General features: G+C 68.0%; 22 protein-coding genes and 4 pseudogenes. 13 read left to right on the top strand and 13 right to left on the bottom strand.

Annotated elements, in window-relative coordinates:
• Window positions 1-41 precede the first annotated feature (41 nt).
• On the top strand, window positions 42-458 hold the full coding sequence (locus OG485_RS07530; RefSeq protein WP_328665191.1) for a hypothetical protein: 417 nt from the start codon (window positions 42-44) through the stop codon (window positions 456-458).
• Here OG485_RS07530 and OG485_RS07525 read toward each other — a convergent pair.
• Window positions 450-1,205: pseudogene (locus OG485_RS07525) on the bottom strand (transposase family protein). The gene OG485_RS07530 and the pseudogene OG485_RS07525 overlap by 9 nt on opposite strands.
• A gap of 449 nt (window positions 1,206-1,654) precedes the next feature.
• Between OG485_RS07525 and OG485_RS07520 the strand changes: the two are divergent.
• The 4 genes and pseudogenes from OG485_RS07520 (at window position 1,655) to OG485_RS07505 (ending at window position 5,033) form a co-directional block, all read left to right on the top strand.
• On the top strand, window positions 1,655-2,227 hold the full coding sequence (locus OG485_RS07520) for a hypothetical protein (RefSeq protein WP_328665190.1): 573 nt from the start codon (window positions 1,655-1,657) through the stop codon (window positions 2,225-2,227).
• A gap of 154 nt (window positions 2,228-2,381) precedes the next feature.
• Window positions 2,382-2,636 (top strand): hypothetical protein, encoded by a 255-nt coding sequence (locus tag OG485_RS07515; RefSeq protein ID WP_328665189.1) that lies wholly within the window; start codon window positions 2,382-2,384, stop codon window positions 2,634-2,636.
• On the top strand, window positions 2,633-3,007 hold the full coding sequence (locus tag OG485_RS07510; protein WP_328665188.1) for a hypothetical protein: 375 nt from the start codon (window positions 2,633-2,635) through the stop codon (window positions 3,005-3,007). Before OG485_RS07515 ends, OG485_RS07510 begins: the two co-directional genes overlap by 4 nt.
• A gap of 500 nt (window positions 3,008-3,507) precedes the next feature.
• Window positions 3,508-5,033: pseudogene (locus tag OG485_RS07505) on the top strand (ISL3 family transposase).
• A 22-nt stretch (window positions 5,034-5,055) separates the two neighbouring features.
• Here the strand turns inward: OG485_RS07505 and OG485_RS07500 are convergent.
• The 4 genes and pseudogenes from OG485_RS07500 to OG485_RS07485 all read right to left on the bottom strand — a co-directional run bounded on the left by OG485_RS07500 (window position 5,056) and on the right by OG485_RS07485 (window position 8,553).
• A pseudogene (locus OG485_RS07500) lies at window positions 5,056-5,821 on the bottom strand (IS5 family transposase).
• Between the two features lie 159 nt (window positions 5,822-5,980).
• Window positions 5,981-7,144 carry a PP2C family protein-serine/threonine phosphatase gene (locus tag OG485_RS07495; protein ID WP_443048669.1) on the bottom strand — a complete coding sequence of 388 codons (1,164 nt, stop codon included), beginning with the start codon at window positions 7,142-7,144 and terminating at the stop codon, window positions 5,981-5,983.
• Between the two features lie 528 nt (window positions 7,145-7,672).
• Window positions 7,673-8,209 carry a hypothetical protein gene (locus OG485_RS07490; RefSeq protein WP_328665186.1) on the bottom strand — a complete coding sequence of 179 codons (537 nt, stop codon included), beginning with the start codon at window positions 8,207-8,209 and terminating at the stop codon, window positions 7,673-7,675.
• Window positions 8,210-8,217: 8 nt separating this feature from the next.
• Window positions 8,218-8,553 (bottom strand): replication-relaxation family protein, encoded by a 336-nt coding sequence (locus OG485_RS07485; RefSeq protein ID WP_328665185.1) that lies wholly within the window; start codon window positions 8,551-8,553, stop codon window positions 8,218-8,220.
• 118 nt (window positions 8,554-8,671) lie between these two features.
• On the opposite strand from OG485_RS07485, the gene OG485_RS07480 reads away from it, so the two are divergent.
• Both OG485_RS07480 and OG485_RS07475 read left to right on the top strand, forming a co-directional pair.
• Entirely contained in the window at window positions 8,672-9,925 is a 1,254-nt protein-coding gene (locus OG485_RS07480; RefSeq protein ID WP_328665184.1) for an IS256 family transposase, read from the top strand.
• Window positions 9,922-10,404, top strand: coding sequence for a hypothetical protein (locus tag OG485_RS07475; RefSeq protein ID WP_328665183.1), 483 nt, complete (start codon window positions 9,922-9,924; stop codon window positions 10,402-10,404). Before OG485_RS07480 ends, OG485_RS07475 begins: the two co-directional genes overlap by 4 nt.
• 334 nt (window positions 10,405-10,738) lie before the next feature.
• On the opposite strand, the gene OG485_RS07470 is transcribed toward OG485_RS07475, so the two are convergent.
• Window positions 10,739-11,032 (bottom strand): DUF6087 family protein, encoded by a 294-nt coding sequence (locus OG485_RS07470; RefSeq protein WP_328665182.1) that lies wholly within the window; start codon window positions 11,030-11,032, stop codon window positions 10,739-10,741.
• 13 nt (window positions 11,033-11,045) lie between these two features.
• Window positions 11,046-11,279, bottom strand: a complete 234-nt coding sequence (locus OG485_RS07465) for a hypothetical protein (protein ID WP_328665181.1) — start codon at window positions 11,277-11,279, stop codon at window positions 11,046-11,048.
• Between the two features lie 192 nt (window positions 11,280-11,471).
• Here OG485_RS07465 and OG485_RS07460 point away from each other — a divergent pair.
• Window positions 11,472-11,717 (top strand): annotated as a pseudogene (locus OG485_RS07460) (hypothetical protein); the annotation flags it as partial.
• A 1,494-nt stretch (window positions 11,718-13,211) separates the two neighbouring features.
• On the opposite strand, the gene OG485_RS07455 reads toward OG485_RS07460, so the two are convergent.
• Window positions 13,212-13,766, bottom strand: coding sequence for a hypothetical protein (locus OG485_RS07455; RefSeq protein WP_328665180.1), 555 nt, complete (start codon window positions 13,764-13,766; stop codon window positions 13,212-13,214).
• A 330-nt stretch (window positions 13,767-14,096) separates the two neighbouring features.
• Window positions 14,097-14,489 (bottom strand): hypothetical protein, encoded by a 393-nt coding sequence (locus OG485_RS07450; protein ID WP_328665179.1) that lies wholly within the window; start codon window positions 14,487-14,489, stop codon window positions 14,097-14,099.
• 658 nt (window positions 14,490-15,147) lie between these two features.
• Here OG485_RS07450 and OG485_RS07445 point away from each other — a divergent pair.
• The 3 genes from OG485_RS07445 (at window position 15,148) to OG485_RS07435 (ending at window position 18,216) form a co-directional block, all read left to right on the top strand.
• Window positions 15,148-16,014: a hypothetical protein gene (locus OG485_RS07445; RefSeq protein WP_328665178.1), complete on the top strand. Its 867-nt coding sequence runs from the start codon at window positions 15,148-15,150 to the stop codon at window positions 16,012-16,014.
• 188 nt (window positions 16,015-16,202) lie between these two features.
• Window positions 16,203-17,225, top strand: coding sequence for a hypothetical protein (locus tag OG485_RS07440; protein WP_328665177.1), 1,023 nt, complete (start codon window positions 16,203-16,205; stop codon window positions 17,223-17,225).
• A gap of 295 nt (window positions 17,226-17,520) precedes the next feature.
• Window positions 17,521-18,216 carry an alpha/beta hydrolase gene (locus OG485_RS07435; protein ID WP_328665176.1) on the top strand — a complete coding sequence of 232 codons (696 nt, stop codon included), beginning with the start codon at window positions 17,521-17,523 and terminating at the stop codon, window positions 18,214-18,216.
• A 119-nt stretch (window positions 18,217-18,335) separates the two neighbouring features.
• Here the strand turns inward: OG485_RS07435 and OG485_RS07430 are convergent, their stop codons facing one another.
• From OG485_RS07430 to OG485_RS07420, 3 genes are all read right to left on the bottom strand, one after another.
• The gene (locus OG485_RS07430) at window positions 18,336-18,731 is read right to left on the bottom strand and encodes a DUF6300 family protein (RefSeq protein ID WP_328665175.1); all 396 of its coding nucleotides are present in this window, start codon (window positions 18,729-18,731) and stop codon (window positions 18,336-18,338) included.
• A gap of 398 nt (window positions 18,732-19,129) precedes the next feature.
• Window positions 19,130-20,263, bottom strand: coding sequence for a hypothetical protein (locus tag OG485_RS07425; protein WP_328665174.1), 1,134 nt, complete (start codon window positions 20,261-20,263; stop codon window positions 19,130-19,132).
• Window positions 20,264-20,310: 47 nt separating this feature from the next.
• Window positions 20,311-20,553 carry a hypothetical protein gene (locus tag OG485_RS07420; protein ID WP_328665173.1) on the bottom strand — a complete coding sequence of 81 codons (243 nt, stop codon included), beginning with the start codon at window positions 20,551-20,553 and terminating at the stop codon, window positions 20,311-20,313.
• Between the two features lie 334 nt (window positions 20,554-20,887).
• Here OG485_RS07420 and OG485_RS07415 point away from each other — a divergent pair, with 334 nt between their 5' ends.
• Entirely contained in the window at window positions 20,888-21,055 is a 168-nt protein-coding gene (locus OG485_RS07415) for a hypothetical protein (RefSeq protein ID WP_328665172.1), read from the top strand.
• A gap of 266 nt (window positions 21,056-21,321) precedes the next feature.
• Window positions 21,322-21,906: a hypothetical protein gene (locus tag OG485_RS07410; RefSeq protein WP_328665171.1), complete on the top strand. Its 585-nt coding sequence runs from the start codon at window positions 21,322-21,324 to the stop codon at window positions 21,904-21,906.
• A 45-nt stretch (window positions 21,907-21,951) separates the two neighbouring features.
• Here the strand turns inward: OG485_RS07410 and OG485_RS07405 are convergent, their stop codons facing one another.
• Window positions 21,952-22,422 (bottom strand): hypothetical protein, encoded by a 471-nt coding sequence (locus OG485_RS07405; protein WP_328665170.1) that lies wholly within the window; start codon window positions 22,420-22,422, stop codon window positions 21,952-21,954.
• Window positions 22,423-22,434 lie beyond the last annotated feature (12 nt).

Here is a 22,434-nt window from a genome sequence, read left to right as displayed (position 1 = left end):
GGCGATCGACCGGAGCTGGCGGTCGCCCCTCTGGATGAGGCATGGGGCACGACGGTCCGGCTACAGCGGCCCGCCGGAGGCAGGACCTGCTCGGCGAGCTGTCCGTGCAGCCTGCCGCCGGCTGTGTCGGCTTCGGTGAGCCAGTCGGCGGCAACCAGCAGCGCGGCGTGTTCGGCGACTTCCTCGGGTATCAGGGCGCAGAACACGGTGGCCTCATCCAGGAGGAGACCATCGTCTTCAGGGTGTCCGAGGCGGCCGTCGGGGCGGGTGTGGGCGGCGGTATACAGGGCCAGAAGTCACGTGGCGGCGCCAAGCTTCTTCTTGCGCAACTTCCGGTCACCGACGATCTTCTGCGCCCAGCCGGAGATCTTCGCCCGGGTGGTCTTGCCGAAGGAGAACGGGCGGGGCTGCTCCGGCAGCAGGCTGGGGACGGTGAGCGTTTTCCAACCTCACGCTGACGCGTGGTGGAGGACGAGGACAGCCTTCATGACGTCGGTGATTCGGTTGGTGCTGCAGCGGAGCTTCCGTAGGAGGCGCCAGCTCTTGAGGGTGGCCATGGCCCGCTCGCCAAGGCAGCGGATCTTGGCGTGGCTGCTGTTGTGACGGCGCTTCTATCTCTTCAGCCGGCGGCCCCGGAATGGGACCCGGACGGGCCCACCGGCTCCTTGGTACGCCTTGTCCGCCCAGCATTTGAGCCCCGCATCTGCGAGGGCTTCGATGATCCCGTGCTGTCGCGCGGCTGTCAGGTCGTGAGTCGAACCGGGCAGAGTCGGCGAGGCCCAGAGCAGCCGTCCGAACGGATCCGTGAGGACCTGGACGTTCATGCCGTGGCGTTTGTATTTTCCGGAGTAGTACGGGGTGTCGGCGGCGATGCGGTCGATCGGCAGCAGGGTGCCGTCGAGGATGACGAACGCCTTCGCCCGGATCGTCCTCATCGCCTCGGCCAGGGGCGGGGCAAGGGCGGACAGGGCATCGACGGCTTCACGTATGTAGCGGTAAACGGTCGCGATCCCGATGCCGAATTCGGCGGCGAGTTGGGCGTAGGTGTCACCGCACCGTAGATGGGCCAGGGCGAGCAGGGCCTGACGTGCGGCGGAAAGGCGTCGCCACCGCGTCCCGATCTCCTGCCGCTTGGCTGTCAGTTGCCCGGTCAGGAATCGCAAGGTGCGGCTGGACAGATCAATCGAGGACGGGTAGACAAGCACGCGAAGCTCCTGGCGGACACGGGTGATCTTGGTCGAGAATCCGTCTACCAGGAGCTTCGTCGTTGCGCAGGACTGTCCAACTCGCGGTCAACACCGCCAGCTTGGAAAAGGCTCAGTATCTCGGTGTCCACGCCGGTCATCATGCCGCAGAGCACCGACACAGGGTGACGATCGACCGACGGCTACGGCGAATACGCGACACCTGAACATGCGGGCCTACCAGTCAAGGTCGTCCTCGCCGAGCGGGATGGTGCCCCACGCCGGGCCGCCGACTGGTCGGTCAGGGATCTTGTGACTGAGCACTTCAGTTGGCCGAAAGGGCCAACTGAAGTGCTCAGTCACGCGGGGGAGCCCCAGCCGTGTGGAACCGAGCGCTCGGAGCCGCACGTCTCCCGTGCATGCTGACTATCCTGGGGATACTCTTCGCCGTCGCGCCCACCGTCGTTTGGGTGACGATCGCCCGCACCCGCTCCGTCGGCTTCGCGATCGGCGGCGCGCTGCTCACCGGAGCCGGTCTGCTGATCAGCGTCCAGCAGGGCTGGATCAACGCTCCCAGGCCCGACGCCCATCTCGTGTTCACGGCTCTCGCGCCCCTGCTCATCGCCTGCGGCGCGGGACTGGAAGGACGGCACGAGGACTCCCCTCCCCCGGAATGGATCCCCCGCCGCAATGGAGCGATCGGCTTCCTGGGGACGCAGTTCGCCCTCACCCTCGTGGTCGGCCTCCTGTACGCCCTGATGATCAGCGAAGGCTCGGACGCCCCGTCGTCCAAAGCCCTCCCCTCATTACCGCCAGGCATCACCATGATTGACGAAGGCACCAGCTGCGGTTCCGGCGGCTGCTGGCGCGCCGCGACGGTCACCAGCAAGGACGGCCTGTCCCACCCGGAGATCATCCGCGAACTGGGCCTCCAGCAGGAAAGCTGCCACTCCAACGGCTGGCTGCTCGACTGGCGTGACGTGTGCATCGGAGCCAGGGACAACGGCGAGAACGTCATCATCTACGCCAACTGGGGATACTGAAAGAGCGCCGCGTCCGCCAGTCACAGCGAATTGCGAGTCGCCATCGGGCCGATTCTGAGCACCAGTGCTGCCCATCCGGGCCAGATGTAATGCTCAGTCACAGATCTGGGCAGGCGGCTGCCCGATGTGCTCTACCGGCGGTAGAATCACGGGTATGGGCAAGGCGACGAGCATCAAGACCAGCGAAGAGGTGCGCGACCGGCTGCGCACCCTGGCCGAGGAACGCGGCACCACCATCACCGACCTGCTCGAAGAACTGGCTTCCCGTGAGCCGACCGCTGCCGAGAAGGAGCAGCGGGCCCGCGAGGCGGCCCGCGAGCTGGGCGTCGACTACACCGAGCAGGCCGTGCAGGCCGGCCAGGATGCCTGGGCCAGGATCCGCGCCCACCAGGACGGCAGGGCTGCGTGAGTCTGACAGCGGTCCTCGATCACACCGCACTGACGGCCCTGTACCGGGCCGATCCTTTCTTCGTCGGTTTGTACATCGAGGCCTCCCGCGGGACGGGGCGCGTCCTTATCCCGTCCCTGTCCCTTCTTGCCGCCGAGCGTGCGGTCCCGGGAGCGGGCCGGCACGCCGCGTCCCTGCGGTTCACGGAAAGTGTGCCGTTCAGTGCCGCGCACGCCGTGGACGCCATGGACTGGCCCGCGATCGAGGAACCCGTCGCCCATGCCGCCGCCATCGCCTGGCAGGCCGTCAAGGCGGGTGAGCCCCTCACCGTCCTCTCCCTCGAACCCGCCCTCTACACCGGAACCGGCATTACCCCGCTCGACCCCACCTGACCGGCGGGCTCTGCCAGTGCCCGCCGGTCCGCCCACCGCACCCCCTCTTCATCTCCGGAAGTCGGGATCCTGGACGGCGGCATCGGCGACGTCGCCCGCGTCGTCGACCTGGGCGTCCGACCGCTCGACGAGGGAGCCGGGCGGCCCCCCACCGTGAAGGTCGAGACCTTCCGTCTGCGATACACGGCCGAGCGGCTGCGCAACACTGCCCCGGATGCGCAGAAGGCCAGCGAGTAGGGCCCCTGCCCTCCATCCTCTCGACAGGCCCTCCCTGCAGGAGAGCGGCAGCCTGCCGGGGGATGGGAAGCAAGCACGAAGGCGGGGAGCGGCGCCATGGAAATCCGGCACCTTGCCCGGTTGCAGTTCGAGCAGGACGGCCGCGTCGTCGAGGGCGAGTGGGCTGTCCTGGGTACCGCGCGGGACCGGTATGGGACTGTCAAACGAGTGGGTCTGTTCCGTAGTCGGTGGTGACGGTGAGTGCTCGCCTGTGATCATTGAGCGTGCATGATGCGAACACGCTTGTGGGAACGGTGTTTTCGGGGTTGTCGGCGTTGGTCATCGAGGATGTGGCGGACGATGGCGAGATAGTCCGGGTTGCGGCTCGGACCCGGGATGTTCCCGTTCCCTGTCCGGTGTGCAGGGTGGTGACGGGGAGGGTCCACGAGTATCACGGCCAAACGGTGCGGGATGTGCCGATCGACGGCCGGCAGGTCGTGGTCCGGGTGAGGATGCGACGACTGGTCTGTCCGGTCCTGGGCTGCAGGCGGCAGACCTTCCGAGAGCAGGTCCCCGGGCTCCTGGAGCGCCATCAGCGCCGCACCACACGTCTGACCGGCCAGCTCTCCGAGCTGGTCAAGGAGTTATGCGGCCGGGCGTCCGCGCGAGTCGCCCGATCCCTGGCCGTGCCCGTGTCGTACGCCTCCGCCCTGCGGCTGCTGCGGCGGGTGCCCGTGCCGGAGGTGCAGATCCCGCGGGTGATCGGGGTCGGCGACTTCGCCCTGCGGCGCCGACACAGCCACGCCACGATCATCATCAGCGCCGAGACCGGTGAGCGGATCGAGGTACTGCCCGGCCGCGAAGCCGCCACTTTGGAGGCCTGGCTGCGCGGACATCCGGGCATCGAGGCCGTGTGCCGGGACGGATCGGCCACCTACGCAGAGGCGGTCCGTCGAGCTCTGCCCGATGCGGTCCAGATCAGCGACCGCTGGCACCTGTGGCACGACCTCGCCGAGGCCGTCCGTAAAGAAGTCGCCGCGCACAGCACCTGCTGGGCGAAAGCGGGCCCGCCCCCGGCCAAGGGGAGACAGGCCGCAACCACCCGCGAGCGCCGGCAGCAGGTCCACGCCCTGCGCGAGCGCGGAGTCGGCCTGCTGGAGTGCGCGCCGCCTGAACCTGGCTCTCAACACCGTCAAGCGCTACGACCGGGTAGCCGAGCCCGAACGCCTCATCCCCGCCCCCAAGTACCAGTCCACCCTGGTGGATCCCTACCGCGATCACCTGCGCAAGCGCCGGCTGGAGGATCCGGCCGTCCCCGTCACCCATCTCCTCCAAGAAATCAGAGAACTGGGCTACACCGGCAGCTCGAACCTCCTGGTCCGCTACATCAACCAGGGCCGTGTCGAGGCCGACCGGCCCGCGCTGTCGCCTGGCCCGCTACCTGCTCACCCGCCCCGACCGCCTCAAGAATCACCAGCGGGAATGTATCGAGGCCGCCCGCGCTGCCTGCCACGAGATGACCGCTCTGACCGACCTCATCCACCACTTCGCCGTACTGCTGGACCCCGCCGACGGCAATGCCTCCCTGCTGAGCACCTGAATCACCTCGGCAAAGGCCGAGGACCTGCCCCACTTGCATGCCTTCACCCGGGGCCAGGAGAAGGACCGCGCCGCAGTCGACGCCGCCCTCACCCTGCCGCACCACAACGGCGGCACCGAAGGCGTGAACAACAAAACCAAGCTGATCAAGCGCCAGATGTACGGCCGCGCGAGCTTCCCCCTCCTCCGCCACCGCATCCTTCTGGGCTGACCACACCCTCCGTCACCACCGACTACGGAACAGACCCGAACGTCTTACAGTCCCGCTCGTAGCGGCGGTGCAGGCGGCGGCATCCGGCCAGCCAGGAGACCGTTCTTTCGACGACCCAGCGGTGTCGGCCGAGCCGGGTGGAGGATTCGATGCCCTTGCGTGCGATGCGGTGGCGGATGCGACGCTCGCGAAGCCATTTCCGCAGGTGGTCGTAGTCGTAGCCCTTGTCGGCGTGGAGCTTGGCCGGGCGTCGGCGGCGGGGTCCGCGGCGGGAGCGGATGGCTGGGATGCCGCGCCCGAGTGGCTCCAAGCCCAGGCGCTCGTGCATGTTGGCACCGGAGATGCCCAGCGACAGCGGCAGCCCGTTCCGGTCCGTGATGAGGTGAATCTTCGATCGCAACTTGCCGCGGTCAGTCGGATTCGGTCCGGTCAAGGGCCCCCTTTTGCCGCCCGCACGCTGACCGAGTCGATCGCGCAGCGCGACCAGTCCAGCTCACCACGGGCACCGAGCTCGTCGAGGATGACGCGATGGAGCCGGGCCCAGACCCGGGCCCGGCTCCATTGCGCAAAGCGTCGATAGACCGTGGGCCAGGCCGGACCGAACACCGGGGGCAACTGCCGCCAAGTGCAACCGGAGGTCGCCACGAAAATAATCGCCGCCAGCGTCTCCCGGTCGCCCGCCCGACGCCGCCCCCCGCCCTGCGGCCGCCTCACCTCCGTCGGCGGCACCACCGCCGGAACAATGCCCACAACTCATCCGGCACCAGCCGCTCCACCAAATCCACCACGAACGGCCCAACGAGCCATCCAGCCAAAAGAAACGGCGTCTGGGGCAGGGGGCGAACACCCCCGGAGGGGCTGGTCGTTCTCCGCCTGGGTGGGGCACAGACAAGACGCTGGGTGTCGTACGCATTCCGCGTGCAGCTGCGGTGGCACGGATCCACTGCCTAGCCCCGGGTGCCTCGCCAGTCCAGGCAGACCACGGTGGCGTCGTCGTGCAGGACGCCTTGCTGGGCACGCAGGACGGCCTGCGTAAGCACATGAACAGTGTCGCGAGGGTGCAGGTCGCGGGTGCCTTCGATCAGGGCGGGAAGATCCTCGGCGATGGCGTTGCGCTCGAGCATCCCATCGGTGACCAGAATGAGACGGTCGCCCCGTTGCAGTTGGCGAGTCTGAACGCGGTGTGGGTGCGGCAGGGGGGCGCCAAAGGGCGGATCGACCTCGGGAGTGAGGCGATTAAGACGTCCCCCACGCAGAAGCCAGGGCCATGGGTGGCCGGCATTGACGAAACCGACACTTCCCGTCCGCAGATCGATCCGCAAGAGCTGGCCGGTGACCAAAGAGCCGACTGCGCCGTGGTCGAGCAGAGTCTGATGGGCCTGTCGGGCCTGTTCGGCCAGGTCAGCACCAGTGCGGCGGGCCATGCGCAGAGCGCCGACAAGCAGAGTGGCCAACAGGGCGGCCCGGACGTCGTGGCCCATGGCATCGGTGATGGACACATGCAACGTGTGGCGGTCCAGGGAGTGATCGAAAGTATCGCCGGCGACCGTTTCGGCGGGGATCAGCTCGCCGGAGACCGTGAACTGCGGCGCCTCACAGGTAAGGCAGTCAGGAAGGAGAGTGTTCTGGATCTCAGCGGCCAGGACCACAGGGAGGGTGCGCCGACCCCACTGGTACAGGTCGGTGAAGCGGCGGTTGGCGATGAGGATGTACGCCAGAGCGTGGGCTGCTTCCACGATGGTCTGCACCGTTGCCGGTTCGGGGGCTTGAGGGAGGAAGGCTTCGAGAAGCCCGATGGCATCCCCCCGGTTGGTCACCGGAGCCACGATCTGGACCTGCCCGTCCTGCCCCTCCCGCACGGACACCCGCTGGTCGCGCAGTACCTGCTCGTAGACAGTACCGGGCAACCCGATATGCTCCCGCTCCTCTCCGGCGTCGGCGTTGCTCAAGCGCACAACGGCGTTGCCGGTGAAGTCACTGATCAAGAAGGACACGGACCGGGCGCCCAGAGTCCTCGCCAGCTCGACGGCGACCACCTCAGCCGACTCGACAGGCATCCCGGCCTCCGCCGCGGTAAGCAGTCCCGCCAGGCCCACAGACCCTTCAACCATCCCCGGCTCCTCTCGGCCGGATCCACTCAAAGATCCACTCACGTGACGGGTGCACCCACGGGCTGGGACCCCTCCTCCGGCGCAACACAGAGTCACCCTGCCAGCCAACGTGGCACCCCCATTACGCCACCAGCGGCATGTCACACCCAGTCCGGTCTCGGGCCCTCAGCTTGAGCCCGGCCCCGTGCCATCTGCGGGGCCGGGCTACTTGCTTTGCTTGGGGCTACTGCTGACGAGGCTGTAGGCGCCGTCGTCATCGACGCGAGGGCGCCTAGCGAATCGCTCCGCTCTCGCCGCCGCCCGGTCCTAGACTCCGCCAGCCTTTCCGTCCACGGCTGGTGTCCTGCGGAACGTCCCACGGCTGCGCATTGGGCTCGACCCGCTCGATGGCCAGAAGCCGCGAACTCGGATTTGTCGTGGGTGCGTTCGTGGCGATATTCGGGCCAGGGCCAAGGAGGCGTCGCGTGCTGCTCATGATCGAATTCTCCCCTGTACACGGTGCCCAGCGCAGCGGCTGACGGACAGAGGTCATCGGGTTCGTCGGCGGCTGAATATGGCCTGGCGCAGGGTCGGGTGCTGCTGGCTGAGGTCGGTGCGGCATTCCGGGCAGCTCCGGCCGTCCCCGGGCGGGGCGGACTGGTGGTCGTGGCCGGGCTGGCCGGTGATCGGCTGTCCGCACCGCTCACACGGCGCGATCACAGGTTCCGGCTCGGGATCCGGGGCCGGCTCCGGTGCCCAGCGTTCTCTCTGCGCTGCCCACTCCTGCTGCCGTGCCTGCTCTGTTTCCTTGTGGCGCAGGCGGCGCTGCTCGTCGCGGACGTGCCAGGCGGTGTGGTCGGCGGGGTTGGCGAGGGCGTCAGAGAGGGTTTCCCACCGGCCGTGTCCGCACCGCCACCACACCCTTCCGCGGGGACCGCCGGCCTGGAGACGCTCGAGAGTCGTGAACAGCACGGGGATGGCGTCGGGGTAGTCGTAGTACCCGTCCTTCTCCTCCAAGCCGTATCCCCGGTCGGCGTGGTACTCGCCGGACCAGACCAGCCGGGTCTGCTCCAGGACGGTGTTCATCCGGTTCTTCAACGCCTGCGGGCCAGGCCGGTGCCAGGGTTGAAGACGACCACGAGAGGCGGGTGTCCGTCCCTGTCGCTAGGCCGGTACAAGGAGCGCCACGCCGGCATCTCCCCGCCGAGGGAGTTTTTGGTCTTCGACCGGAAGTAGCGCAGGTACTTCTCGAACTTCGCCGCGAGAGTGTCGGCGGACTCGGTGCAGTTGTCGACCTCAACAAACAGCACCGGCAACCCGGCCTCCGGCGCCTGCAGTACCGCGTCCGCACGGACACCAGTCCTATTGCCTCTGCTGCTGGAGAGGTTGAGGGGAATCTCGGTCGACCAGGAGCCGATCCAACCGAGCAATGCTCAGGACCTGTGGATCGGGGCTCGGGAGGCGCGCGAAGGGCGTACCTTCCCGAGTGATCGATTGATGGTCACCGAGTAGGCCGACGCTGCGAACGTCGGTCGGGAAGGCACGCCTGTGCTGAGCGTAGTCAATGCCGATGGCTCCACCCCGAACGGCTCCCTGATTGATGAGATTGTCCGGGAGGGCGCGCGGCGGATGCTGGCCGCCGCGCTGGAGGCGGAAGTCAACAGCTACATAGCCGAGTTGGCTGACGAGCGGGACGAGGCCGGTCGCCGCATGGTGGTGCGCAACGGCTTTCACCAGCCGCGGAAGGTCACTACCGCGGCCGGGTCGGGCGAGGTCAAGGCGCCGCGCGTCAACGACAAGCGCGTCGATGAGGGGACTGGCGAGCGTCGGCGGTTCTCCTCAGCGATTCTGCCGCCCTGGTGCCGCAAGTCTCCGAAGATCGCAGAGGTGCTGCCGCTGCTCTATCTGCACGGGCTGTCCTCCGGCGACTTCGTGCCCGCACTCGAGCAGTTCCTCGGCTCCGCCGCCGGCCTCTCGCCCGCGACGGTGACGCGGCTGACCGCTCAGTGGCAGGCTGAACACACCGCCTTCCAGGACCGCGACCTGTCGAGCACCGACTACGTCTACGTCTGGGCCGACGGCGTCCACCTGCGGATCCGCCTGGAAGAGGCAAAGGCCGCGGTGCTGGTGTTGATGGGCGTGCGGGCGGCTGGCACGAAGGAGCTGATCGCGATGATCGACGGCTACCGGGAGTCGTCCGAGGCGTGGGCCGGCTTGCTGCGCGACTGCGCACGCCGTGGCATGCGTGCCCCAGTGCTGGCCGTCGGCGACGGTGCACTCGGCTTCTGGAACGCGTTGAGCGAGGTCTTCCCCACCGCCCGCCACCAGCGGTGTTGGGTTCACAAGACAGCCGATTGCCTGGACGCCCTGCCCAAGTCCGCGCAGCCCGCGGCCAAGCGCGCGATCCAGGACATCTACAACGCCGAGGACAAGGAGCACGCGGTCAAGGCGGTGATCGCCTTCGCCAAGCAGTACGGCGCGAAGTACCCCAAGGTCGTCAAGCGGATCACGGACGACGAGGACGAGCTGCTGGCGTTCTTCGACTACCCGGCCGAACATTGGATCCACCTACGCACGACAAATCCCATCGAATCTACCTTCGCCCCCGTGCGGCTCCGAACGAAGGTCACCAAGGGTGCCGGGAGCCGGGCCGCCGCCCTCGCGATGGTCTTCAAGCTCATCGAGTCCGCCCAGGCCCGCTGGCGAGCGGTGAACGCACCCCACCTCGTCGCCCTGGTCCGGGCCGGCGCCCGCTTCGAGCGCGGCCACCTGGTGGAACGGCCCGAAGGGATGGCCGCATGACCGACCCGCAGCACGACTCCGAACCCGCCGAGCACCTGCGTTACGCGCACTACCTGCAGGCTCTCGACGCTGTCGCGGAGCCGGAGGAGGCCGATCTGGTGGCCGCGGTGCTGCGCGACCAGGACGTGGCGATGGCGCAGGCCGCGGTGGTCCACCACCTGGACCGCCGGGCCTCCCAGCTGCTGACCGACACCGAGTTCACCGCCTGGGCCCACCGCATGGCCGCCATCATCGGGGACCGGGACTACCTCAGCCGCCGCCTGCGCGAGTGGACCCTTCTCAGGACCATCGCCATGAACGAGCCATGGGCGGCCGAGGAGCTCACCGCCGCATCCGACTGGTTCCAACGCACGGCCACGACCGCGCGGATCATTACCTCATCCGACGCCCTCGGCTTGCTCGCGGAACGGGGACGCACCCGCCGCGTCCGCAACGCGGCAAGCCGACGGATGGAACGACCGGAGCAACCACCGAACTGACCTGATCCACAGGTATTGACTATTCCTCTCGGCTTAGCAGCTCGCCCAGGCTGCGACGAAGGACCTCGTCGCCCGGATCGATGAGCTGACCAGCCGTAACCACGAACTGTCCACCCAGCTCCAGCAGGTGCCGCAGGACAACACTCAGCTCAGTCAGCGTCTGGAGGAAGCCGAAGACGACCTCGCGGCGGCTCGTACCAGCCTCCGCCGTATGATCCGGGGCGAAAGCCGTACCAGTGACCGTTGACGCCGCCGAGTCCTGTCTGTTCTGATTCCGAGCCCGGCGGCGGTGTTGGCCAAGTGCCCTCCGCCCCCGGGCGCCTCTGCTGAGGTCCTACTCCTGATCGGTCGATTCGTGGGAGTCGAGCCCGTGAGCCCAGGCTGTGGCTGCTGCGAGGTCGGGGGCAGTGCCGACGGGGACGTAGACGAAACCATTCCACTCCTCCAAGGCCCTGGGCTCTTCGGGCCGAAGGTGGCCGGCACCGCCGTGCAGCGGTCGGTGACGCCGGTACTGGTCCATCGGGGGACGGCGCCGCTTGGTGTACGCGGCGAGCGGGTCGTCGGCATCGACGCGCGGGAGAGCGCGCGACGGCTGGTTCGGCGGTCCGGGACGGCTGTGCTTGCCCATACGCTCGATGGTCTCAGGCCGCGATGGTGGTCAGCCGAGCGGCGGCGAGATCTTTCGCCCTCGTACGCACCTCGTCGACGGCGGCTATCTCGTAGGCGCGGGCCGCGTCGAGCAGGGTGTTGAGCCGGGAGGCCACCAGTGTGGAGTCAACCCGAGCGGCGTCGTCGAGCGCCTGCTGGGCTGCCGCGGCGCCCCTCTCGGCCTCGCCCTCGTCGAACAGCGCGGCGGCGAGCCCAATGCGGTCCATGACGCGGACGCGGTCGAACCCCGGCTTCCTGAGTCTCAGCGCATCCTCGAAGTGGGTGCTCGCTCGTTTGCGGGGACGGCCAAGCCAGGTGAGGTCCCGGGCGGAGACCGCGCGGGCACCGGCGTGCTCGGCAGCGTCAAAGTACGCGACCCATTCGGGGACGTCCTCGCCGAGCCCGTCCGCCACAAGCTCATCGGCGCCACCGCCGACTTCCAGAGCCTGCGGATCGTCTACGAGACCCGGGTCACCGGCGGCGACCTGCGTCACGAAACGGACGGCTCCACCGACATGGCAGCCTGGCACCCGCTGGAGGAGGTACCCGCACTGGACCGGGTGGGGCTCGTCGACATCGGGCTCACACTCTGGCGGAAGCGGCCGGCGGTCGGCCGCTCCCCGGGGATCTCCGAGCCACCCCCAGCACCCCTACCGGCGGGATGAATAGACCCTGACTCCTCTCCCCGCCTGGAGCGCACAGCATCTATGCGAGGCCTCCGGGAGGTACGCACCGCCTTCATGACCATCGTGGAGGCGGTCCGGTGGTGGGCCGCGTACGCCTACCTGGAGCTGGCCGAAGAGGACTGGAGCATCGGCGAGGCCTGGCCCAGGCCGAGGAACGTGTCGCTGGCCAGAATTTTCGAAGACTGGGAGACCGAGACCATGCACGCCCACGGCTGGACAACGCTCTCCCCAGGCCGAAGCGTCCCCCGGTCCGCCGCCTCACCTGAGCCTCGTACCACCCGACCACGACTGACGAGCAGACGGCGAACTGACCGGGGCTATCGCATGCATTCCATACGGCAGACACGCTCCCGGCCCGATGATCCTGCCCTCCCGTCGACGGGGCCCGTGCAGGATCACCGCGAAATCAGAATCTTCGTAGCGCGCGGGCCCTGACCTGACCAGGCCGTCAGGGTGCTGGTCAAGGTGAGCTTCGGTGTCGTGGGTGAGGACCCAGTGCCGCCACGGTCCCGGGTCCTCACCCTTCGCGCATCGACCGGTGCGCCCTGCCCGATGTACGTGGCCGGGGGCAACGGATACGTGGTTCGGGCCGGAGCCGGCCACAGGGATCGCGTCGGGCCGACTGCACTCCACAGTGAGCCCGTTCGGCAGGCGCCGCACGCCGCGTCCGTACGTACGAGTGAGGCCAGCATGTGATTCCACCTCTGTGGTGGCATGGGGCGGGCCAACGGTCATAAACGGTCATCTCGCGCCGCGCGGAGGACAGCGACGTGAGCGACTGAGACGTAGAGCGCTCAGGGAGATGACGGCGAGTGTTCCTCGGGGGGCGGAGGAGCGGACCTGGGCCGGCAGCTCGGCGACCAGGGACTGCGGGGGACAGGTAGCCGCGTTCCCGGGCTGCTTTGATCCAGTCCTTGATGGTGGGCTCTGGCCGGTCGAACAGGCTGGCCAGGCGCCGGGTAAGCACAGGTCCGTTGATGGCTTCGCGGAGATATGCGTGGGCCACCCTGTGCAAGAGGCTTTCGTCGAGCTGCGGTCGTTCTCGCTGCGCCGGTGTGGCGAGGAGGTGTGCGTTCTCCAGTGCTTGCACGGTTCGGGGCGCCAGGTCTGGTCCCGCCGCCCGGGATCGCCCGAGGACGGTTCAGGACAGGCACATGCCGGTTTCCACGTTCCAGCTTCTGGGTAACTCGCTGTTAGCGCTCGGTGACCGCGATGCGCGCTGTCACGCTCTCCGGTGAATCGAGGTGCCAAAAGGGGCAATCTAGGAAAATGTTGGTGACGCGGGAAACGGCGCTCTCCTAAAAAAACGCCTAAAACGGAGAGTGTCCAAAGTGTTGCCCACTTTTCCTTCGAAGTGGCTGCTTGTAGTTCTTAAAACGCTGCCACTCATGGTGATTGTCCTCCTCTCGGCGCCAGCATGGATCTGTTGGCCCTTCCTCTCCGAGCGCCGCCAAATGGTGGTGCTCGACATGGTTAGGGCCCTCGAAGAGTGGTCGCTCGGTGCGGCCGTAGAACAAGCCCGACCACCGGCAGGGAAGCCAAAGAAGTGATGTCGAGACGGCTGCGGTTCCTGCAGCCGTCTCGACACTCCCATCCGATCGGTCTACGCCCCGGTGCTTCGCCCAAGATGACGCCCTCGTCTCTCCAGGACTGGTCAGCCAGTTCGGCTTGGGCTCGGGCGAGGATCTGGCCCACAGGGATGCGACGCAGCATGTCGCCGGTGATCGGCACCAACACTGCCGGCCGCTCATCCTGGTCCGGCGCGTCTTCATCGTTTTCTGGCGGACCGACGAAGTCTCCGAAGCCGTCCCAGTACCCCCAACCCGGGCGCCACAGTTCCAGTTCGATCACGCCGAGTCCGGAACCCTGGTTGGCCAGGATTCCGTGCGCCGTGACCGGCAGATCGGCTGCCTTGTAGAGGAAGTCCACGACGTAGCCTGGCCCGCGGCTGCGCTCTTTGATGAACAGGGTGAGCGACGGGCCCGGTACGACATCCTTGCGGAACTCTTCCGGATAAGGCTTGGGCACAGCGGCATCCTTCCCACCCGCCCCACAGGGCAAGCCAGATCAGACGTCACCCGTTCGTGCGGCAGACCCATGATCCAGTCCTCGTGCTTGTCCAGCAGCTTGAGGAGTTCCTCGCGTTCGCGCTCACGTTGCAACTCAGCCCTTCGGTCCACTATCTCGCCTGGGAAGTCGGCGGGAGTTTTGAGTCTGGGCACGCGCTGCTGCTCGCGCTTGCGTCGCCGCTCAGCCTCGTGGGCAAGCCACCATTCGACGTTCACGGGGGCGATAGGGCCATCGGGCAGGTATCGCGTGTCCCTGTCGTATGGCAAGCGCAAGGCTCGTTGGAGTTGTTCACCAAAGTACTTTCGCTCGTCCTTGTCGCCCATCGTCTGCTCCCACCTCGTCGTCACCAGCGTGCGCAGGTGTTTTATGTAAAGGCAAGGCTTTGATGACGGTTTGGTCACGGTTGCCTTGAGCGAGTAAGTCGGGTGGGGGCGTGGCCGGACCGAGCAGCGGCACGATCCGCAGGAGGTTCTCCCCGACTTCGGCCCACAGCCCCATCGATCGTTCCGCGCTCCGCTCGAAGACCACGTCGCCGTCCGGGCCTTCGCTGATGCGGACCCGGGCCAGCGTGCCGACGCCTTCCTCGGGATGGTCGGGCATGAACGCCAGGACGGTCCTGCATCCAGGCCCCTCGGTCACGCCGAAGACGTGGCCGCGCCCGGCAGCGAGGGTCGCGCCCACCGCGTTGAGCTCAGGTGACCTGCCCCCAGGGCAGCCGATGCGGGACGGCTCCCGGTCCCGGAGTGATGGCGCTCCTTGAAAACGGCCAACCGCTGCTCGGCGGTACCCCAGACTTGCTCGCTGGATCTCTCCACCGATCGACAGGAGCGGCCGGCATCTCGTTGACATCGCTGTCGTAGGGATGGTGTCAGGGGTCCAGGTACTGCGCGACCAACAGCCGGGCCAGACAGGTGCCTCGGGGGTGAGGTGAAGGACATTGGCGCCTTCGGGCGTTGCCGTGGACGCGACGGGCGGGTAAGACCGGGACGACGAGATGTGGCCGCGAGGCGCGGCGGGCGCCCCGTACAGCTGGGTTCTGTACGGGGCGCGTCCGGTACCGGGCGCAAAGGACGTATCGCGACGTGGGGGAATCGGCATGACGGCAAGCGCACCAACGGACGGGACACCGGAACCGCAGCCGAGCGCCGACGGAGACAGCGCTTCGGAGCCGACGGGGCAGCAAGCAGGCTCGGACGCGCCCGCGCCGTCCGCCGCTGATCAGCCCCCGCCGCAGAGGTCCGCCGATACGGGAGGCGGAGCCGATGAGAGCTTAGGGGCGATCACCTCCGAAGTTCTCGGAGTGGACCCTGCTGCCTCCCGGCGTAAGAAGATCCTTTGGGTGTCGGTGACGGCGACGGTCGGTCTCCTGAGCGTCCTGGGCGGAGCGCTCCTTGGCTACTACATGATCAAGCCGAGCGTGACCAGGGAGAATGATTCCAACAAGGGGTACGACGCTTCCCAGGCGCCTTTCACGGCGTCCGTGCAAACCGAGTTGGGCGACCCCCGTCAGGACTGGGTCATGGTCCTCGACCGCGAACTGACCGAGGGCGAGACGCGGAAACTGACCTCCAGCGATGACGCCGCCGCCTTCGCGTACCTCAGGTCACTCGGCGGCCGCCTGCTCACTTACGCGTCCTACCTGGAACATGCCCCGAAGCGGTACACGCAGGGGACGTCGACCGGCAACATGGAATTCTCCCGCACCTTCAAGCTGAGACTGCTGAGCACCCGGTCCGCCGCCGTGGTCATCGACGGCTGGAAAGCCACCGGCGTCACCTGCCGGCCGAGCACCGCCAAGACGGTCGTCGGTTATCCGTCGCAGGGCGGAGTCGCCTACCAGGGGATCCGGGTCCACGTCCCGCCCCGGGGCGGCGAGCCGGTGCTGACCGATGACGACGAGGGACAGGGCGAGCCCTACTTCGACACCCACAATATTGAGGTCGGGAACGGCCAGTCCTCGGGCGCCATGCGGGTGGAGGCGATCGCGCCACAAGGACAGTCGTGCGAGTGGGGGATCAAGGTCCACTACGTCGACGCCTACCAGAAGGCGCGGTGGCTCCAGTTGAAGGACAGCGCCGGGAACGCGCTGCGTATCCGCACGGAGTCCGTCCCAGCCGACCCCCGGCAGAAGTGGGTCTTCGGGGCCGTCCCCTGGACGGCGTGCCACCAGAAGCCCGAGGAGGCGTCGTTGTGCGACATGGTCTAGCTGGAAAGGCCGCGGTCCTCGCGGCCCTCGGGGTCCTGTCCCTTCAGGCCTGCACACCTCAACCGAGCTCGGAGAAGCCTGCATCCGGGTCTTCGGCGCGCTCGGCACCCTACCTGGGCAACCGCGGATACGCTCTTCCGGACAGTCCTTTCACCCGCAAGGACACGGTCGTCACCGCCGGGTGCGACATGGGCGCCCGCTACGTCGGCGTCGTGGTGACGGCGTGGGATCCGCAGAGCTGGAAGCCGCGCGCGACACGGTGGTTCGCCGTTCCCGAGGACGCAGCGTTCAACAACTATCCCGGCGCCAAGAAGGTCCACAGCCCACTCGTAGACCTCTGCGACGGGAAATCGGACGCACCGGGTGCCTATCCCATGGACAGCCTGGAACACATCGCTCCCCGGGTCCGCGCGCTCTTCGACCTGTCGTACACACGCATGGCAGTGGTCCTCCGCGACCCCGGAAGCAAGACCGTCTCTCACGTCGGTTTCGTGAAGAGCGACGCAGAACAGGATGACTTCGTGCACCTGAGCGGTGCTGCGGGCGACGACGAGCAGAACGCCGTGATGTCGCCGGACGGGCGCACTGTGTGGTTCACCTACACGGACCGGGAAGGCCGGAAGAGGATCGGTTCCCGGTCCACCGAGGGCGACCACCACCTGTCGGCCGAGAGCCCGGGCGCGGGGAACGACCTGCCCCTGACCATCACGGGCAAGCCCGCGCGCGCCGTCCAGGCCAACATGGTGCACCTCGCGCCGGACGGCCGCCGGCTCACAGCGACCGCACCCAAGGTTTTCGGCACCGTCTTCGACACCTGGAACTCCTCAGGCCCACTCAGCGGGACGTCGGCACGCGAGGCCGTACTGCTCAGCGGATGCGCCGCCGTCGTCGGCTGGGTCGGCGACGACCGGGTGTTGTGCCGCACATCGTCCAGTTCATTCCGGACCATGAACGCCCGCACCGGTCGCGCCGCGGGCGCCCCGATCAGCGTGGTCGGCCCGCAGGACGGCACCGTCGCGGAGGGGATGCTGGTATCGCCCGACGGGACGAAGTTCATCGTCTCCGTCCACCAACTCAATGCCGAGCAGGACCCCGACTATGGGTACAACGCGCCCGACTTCCGGGTGGTGCCGGCCACACGGGGAGGAACGGCGACCGATCTCGCCGACGCGGAACTGGACGTACACACGGTGTTCCTGAGCTGGTCGTGAGCGGCTGTGCGGGCCCGGCGCCGGTGCGGTCGCGGTGACTGTGCGGAGGCACTCGACGCTCGCTGAAGCTCCCCACTCCGTTGACCGCCGGAGCATGTGAGGCGACGAGCGCCCCTGGTCGAATTCAGAGATTCCCATCAGGAGCAGTGCGGCGATGGCGGCTGGCACCGCGATGAGTACCCAGTTGATCACCGCCATGATCACGGCCGTCCCGGTGTCCCAGATGCGACCGGATCAGCCGGAGTTGTAGCCCTATCGTCGGCAGGGGGCAGTCACCGCAGACGTGGAGGTAGCGATGAGGGTCGTGTTCGTGCATGGGGCGTGCGTGCGGGACGGGTCGTGGTGGTGGCACCGCACCGCCGAGCTGCTGCAGGAGCGAGGAGTGTCGAGCGTGGCCCCGGCGCTGCCGAGCTGTGGCGAGGCGGGCCTGCCCGGCGGCGTCGGCGGTCCGGGACTGCTTGAGGATGTTGCCGCGGTGCGGCAGGTGCTGCAGGACAGCGACGAGTCGACCATCGTGGTCGCCCACAGCTACGGCGGCATCATCACCGCGGAAGCCGCCGCGGGAATCGGGTCAGTGCGCCACCTGCTGCTGGTCTCCAGCTACCTGCCCGAGGTCGGGCAGAGCCTGTCGGAGTTCGGGGACGGCAGCCCCGCCCCGTTTCTCGACGTCGACCCCGGCGCCGGCACATTCGGGGTCCGCCCCGAGCTGCTCGTGGATACATTCCTGCAGGACTGCGACCCCGAGGTCCAGGCGCAGGCGGCGGCTCACCTCACCCGGCAGAGCGTGCAGGTGACCGGGCAGCGGGTCGGGGCGGCCGCATGGCAGCAGTTGCCCTCGACGTACCTCATCTGCGCCCAGGACCGGGGCACCCCGCCGCGGCTGCAGCGCGAGTTCGCCCGCCGGGCCGGCAGCGTCGTCGAACTCGACGCCGGCCACCACCCGTTCCTGTCCCAGCCCGTCGCGGTCAGGGACCTGCTTCTGAGCCTGTGACCGCAGCCACGGACGAGCCGGGCCGGCGATCCGAAGGCCAGGAGACCGTCGTGGGTGCCGAGGAAAACCTGCTGTCGAGGGCCTACCTGGCCGGCAACGGGCAGGACGTCGACGGCCTGCTACTCAGCCGTATCCGCCCGATTTCCGGGCTGAGCGCAGTCGGCTGGGGGCGCCCGTTGCCCCAGCCCCCTGAGCTCGGTTGGCCGCGCCTCAGTTGAGACCCGGTGCCGTTTTTTCGCCCAGTACCAGCCGTGGGCGGCCATGCCTTCCTTCGTCCACTCCATCAGCAGCTGCGCACCTTCCGCAGAACGACTGGTGTCGTGGCCCCCGCCGTCGGTGAAGAAGCGGATGAGTGACGCGGCCGCAGGCTGGTTCGCATCGCAGATTTTGCACAGCTCCAGATGGATCGGCTGACCGAACGTGTCCTTCTGCGGCATCACCGCCGTGGTGAGGAGATGGTCACCACCGCAGCGTGAGCAGTGCGGCAGTTCCTGGGATCGCACAATCTGGTTCATACGGCGCCCCCTTGCAATTGCATGGAGCCTTCACCCAAGACCCCGGTGATCCATTCCGGCAATCCCTCGAACAGGGAAAAGTCGGGTGAGGGCCCACTCCTTTCGACGGAGCGGGCCCTCGCGGGTGCGCGTCGGCGCTGCACGGCAGGCCGGTGCCGCGGGACTGACGCTCCGCTAGCCCCAATGTCGTGACTCTGGTGGTGATGTTGGAGGGGTGCTGACATCTGGTCCGGTGGGTGCTTGTCTGGTGGGAGCGGGGCGGCGTCGAGCTGAGTGCCGGGCCGTGCTGGACGGTCCCGGTCTCGGAGCAGTGCGGTGATGGCGGATGGCACCGCGTTGAGTGCCGGGATGATCACCGCCATGACCACGGCCGTCCCTGTGTCCCAGGTGTGACTGGATCAGCCGGAGTTGTAGCCCCACCGGGCCCGGCCGTCGCTGCCCATGAAGCACTTCGCGGGTCGCCCGTCGGCGGTGGTCGCGATGGCGCCCACGGGAGAGCAGTACCCCCCGAACTGGATGCCGGGCTGACTTCCCGTGCCACCGGTGGTTCCGCCCGAGGTCCCGGAAGAGCCTCCACTGGACCCACCGCTGCTGGAGCCGCCGCCTGACGTGCCACCTCCCGTGGTGGAGCCGCTCGTGCCCCCGGTGCGCGGCCTTGGCTCGGGTTGGGGCTTCGGTTTGGGCTTCGGCTTCGGCTTCGGAGTGGGCTTCGGACTGGGTTTGGTGCAGGAGTTGCCCTGACCGATCAACCAGAGGTCGGCCGAGGTCGACAGCAACACCTCGTGGTCGGCTTCCGGCTCCTGGCGGCACACCTGCCAGTCATTCACGTCCTGAGCGCCGTAGTACAGGCGCTCACCCGTGTGGGCGTTCAAGGCGCTCGTGTGCGCAAGCCCGAGGTCGTCCAGGGCACGTGAGGCCTCGTCGAACCGATAGCCGACGACGTCCGGCATGATGATCCGTCGTGGGGCGAGCAGCCGCGACGGGCACGCCTCATTCTCGGGGACTGCGTAGAGCTTCAGCGCGCTCACGGACGAACGAACCGTCTCGTCGTGGGAGGGCGTCTGGAAGCAGACCCGCCAGCCGGGCGCCCTGTCGGCCACCGGCCGCGTGGACGATGAGGCATCGGCGGTCGACACCGTCATCCAGGACTGGCGTCGCGCGTCCGCGACGGCCGTGGTGAGAGCAGCTCCCGCGAAGTCCGGCACCACCACGGAACGGTCTTCAGTACCCACGAGGGCGGATATCTCGTGTCCCGCTCCCCAGGCGGCGAAGACCAGGGTCGCCACGACCACGGAAGCGAGGACGGAGCGTCTGCGGACCCATGCGGACAAACGGGCCCTGCCGCGGGGGCGTGCGGAGGAGTCGGCGGGCAGGACTTCCCCGGCCGCCGCGGTCAGGCGCGGATCACCGGCAGGGGAGCCGGATCTCGCCTTTCGGGTCCCCTGCAAGAGCGTGCCGGAACCGTCGATCCGCGATCCCCACAGGGTGATCCGTCGTCCGTCCACGGACACGTCCACGCGTGACGCGTCCACGCGTGACGCGTCCACGCGTGACGCGTCTTCGTACGCGGGGCGCAGAATCACCAGAGGCCTCGCGACCCGCGAGGGCGCCCCCCCCCGATGCTCAGGAGAATGAGCGCCTTCTCGGTGAGCGCCGCGTACCCCAGTCCGTGGTAGTAGAGGGCCAGCACCCGCTCCCTGGGCCGAAGCGTACGGTGCAGAGCCTGCGCCATGTGGAACGGAGGGAGGACGACCTCGCGTGTGGCCACAATGGCGGTGCGCGGGTCACTACGCAGCAGCCACTGCGCATCGTATGGGGACATACGGGGAGAATAGCGGCTGTCGATCTTCGGCCGCGGTCCACTCCCTGAACCGATGTACGGCCGTGACCTGCACAGATGATGTCTCCCCGGGGTCGTTGGCGCAACCGTCGCAGCGAGCGCTGATCCTACGGAGGGCAGCTGGCGCTGCCAGCCGGCCCAGGGTGATGGGAGCGGCACCGCCTCCCTCGACGAAACCCCGGGCAGACGAACGCCACCTACGTCAACGCGTCTTCGCGCTCCACGCGTCAGGGCCCGAGTGGGACGGCTCCCGCGTGAGATCTCTTTGAAGACAGCCCCTGGACGTTACGGGCGCTGACCGGTCAGGAGTACTCCGTTGCTCAAGAGCTCACGGGTCACCATCGAGCAGGCCGCCTTGCAGTGCGGCGCGGCCTTCTCCTTCGGCGCCCATGAGGGTGAGGAGGTGAGGAAGTGCGAGGCCGTGGAGCGGTTCTCCTTTGGCCAGTACCAGGCGAGGGCGGCGCCGGGCGGGTGGTCCCAGTAGGACTGGAACCAGCAGCGTTTGCCGCGGTGGATGCCCGAGCGCGGTATCGCGGGCGTGCAGGGCCTCGAGGTGGTTGCAGTCGTAGCAGCGCAGGCCTTATCCGAACTAGCGCAGCTGACGACCTGACAGGGGCATGAGCGGGTCGAGTCACGGAGGGTAGTGGTCAGAAATCTCGGAGTCTTGGAGTGTCCGGGCGGGTAACGCGCCGCTGCGTCCTGCATGGTCACCTGTGACAAGGCGCCCAGGACCAGGCGACAATCCAGCACATGAATGACGTGTTCACACTCCTTCGGCGAGCTGCCGACCTGCTGCCCGAGGACGCCGTGTCAGAGTTCGGCCAGACGGTCGGAGATGTTCGAGAGGAGATCGAGCTCCAGGAATGGGAGATAGCGCTCGACGTGCTTTTCGATATCGCGGAGGTCCATCCGGTCTCCGTCACCTTCTGGGAGCTGCTCTCCGAGGCTGCTCGGCAGATGATGCTCGACCACAGCCGCCGTTGGTGCGAGTGGCGGGGCTGGGAGGTCCAGCACGGCACGATCCGTGCGACCCTGACCCTGCTGGGTGCGGAGGAGGGCGGATGCCAGAGTGCCTTCTCAGGAGACGGCCGGCTCAGGCCTCTGTGGGACATCGGTCACCGCACCGCAGCCGGACAGCAAGATCTGAACATCGCGCGACTTTGGGTGGAGTTCGCGCCGCAACTCGCCCCGGGCGAGACAGCCGACGTCCGTCTGGCTCCCCTGCTGCCCGAGCAGTGGCAGCATCTGAAGCCCGGTGATGTGATCACCATGCACGAGACCCAACCCGCCGTCGGCATCGCCGAAATCATCGAGGTCCTGCCGCCTCGCGTCTGAGGCCATTGGTCGGCCAGGCGCGAAGAGCCCGCGGCCGGATGGCCGTCAGCTGCCGTCGGTAGCCGGGGGCGGGCACCACCGGCCGGGCCGACTCGGCGGCCCTCCTGGCGTGATGCGCCAGAACGTGCGCGACGACCTCACGCCGAGTCCGAGCTGCGTAGTGCTCGCCCGGTACTGCTTGCCAGTCACCGGGTTGATCGATCCGGGCGAAGGAGCATCCGGCCGCCGGGGCTGCAGCGGCTTCTTGACCGTCTTCAGCCACAGGGCGAAGTCCCTGGCCTCCACCCGGCTCGCACGCTCCCACGAAACCTCGACAGCCCACAGGAACCGGAACCAAGCCAGCAGCTCGTACGCGTACGAGCGTAGAGAGGCCGGACTGTCGTCGTCGGCGAGCATGTCGAGCAAGAACTCGCTGACCGCCGCTACCTCGACCCCGTCCCGGTCGAGCAGCCGATACGGCCTCGACGGATCCCCTGTCTCCTCGGTCGTGTCCCGCGTCGTGGTGTAGGGGATCAAGCATTACGCGTT

Origin of the sequence: Streptomyces sp. NBC_00328 (assembly GCF_036139655.1) — a bacterium.
Taxonomy (GTDB): domain Bacteria; phylum Actinomycetota; class Actinomycetes; order Streptomycetales; family Streptomycetaceae; genus Streptomyces.
This window is presented reverse-complemented; position numbering and strand designations above follow the sequence as displayed.

Coding starts and splice junctions, on each gene's coding strand:
- OG485_RS07515 (WP_328665189.1), top strand. CDS start 2,382: ATGGGCAAGGCGACGAGCATCAAGACCAGCGAAGAGGTGCGCGACCGG.
- OG485_RS07470 (WP_328665182.1), bottom strand. CDS start 11,032: ATGGGCAAGCACAGCCGTCCCGGACCGCCGAACCAGCCGTCGCGCGCT.
- OG485_RS07420 (WP_328665173.1), bottom strand. CDS start 20,553: ATGTCCCCATACGATGCGCAGTGGCTGCTGCGTAGTGACCCGCGCACC.
- OG485_RS07490 (WP_328665186.1), bottom strand. CDS start 8,209: ATGAACACCGTCCTGGAGCAGACCCGGCTGGTCTGGTCCGGCGAGTAC.
- OG485_RS07410 (WP_328665171.1), top strand. CDS start 21,322: ATGAATGACGTGTTCACACTCCTTCGGCGAGCTGCCGACCTGCTGCCC.
- OG485_RS07495 (WP_443048669.1), bottom strand. CDS start 7,144: ATGGTTGAAGGGTCTGTGGGCCTGGCGGGACTGCTTACCGCGGCGGAG.
- OG485_RS07475 (WP_328665183.1), top strand. CDS start 9,922: ATGACCGACCCGCAGCACGACTCCGAACCCGCCGAGCACCTGCGTTAC.
- OG485_RS07430 (WP_328665175.1), bottom strand. CDS start 18,731: ATGAACCAGATTGTGCGATCCCAGGAACTGCCGCACTGCTCACGCTGC.
- OG485_RS07530 (WP_328665191.1), top strand. CDS start 42: ATGGGGCACGACGGTCCGGCTACAGCGGCCCGCCGGAGGCAGGACCTG.
- OG485_RS07465 (WP_328665181.1), bottom strand. CDS start 11,279: ATGGACCGCATTGGGCTCGCCGCCGCGCTGTTCGACGAGGGCGAGGCC.
- OG485_RS07440 (WP_328665177.1), top strand. CDS start 16,203: ATGGGCGCCCGCTACGTCGGCGTCGTGGTGACGGCGTGGGATCCGCAG.
- OG485_RS07435 (WP_328665176.1), top strand. CDS start 17,521: ATGAGGGTCGTGTTCGTGCATGGGGCGTGCGTGCGGGACGGGTCGTGG.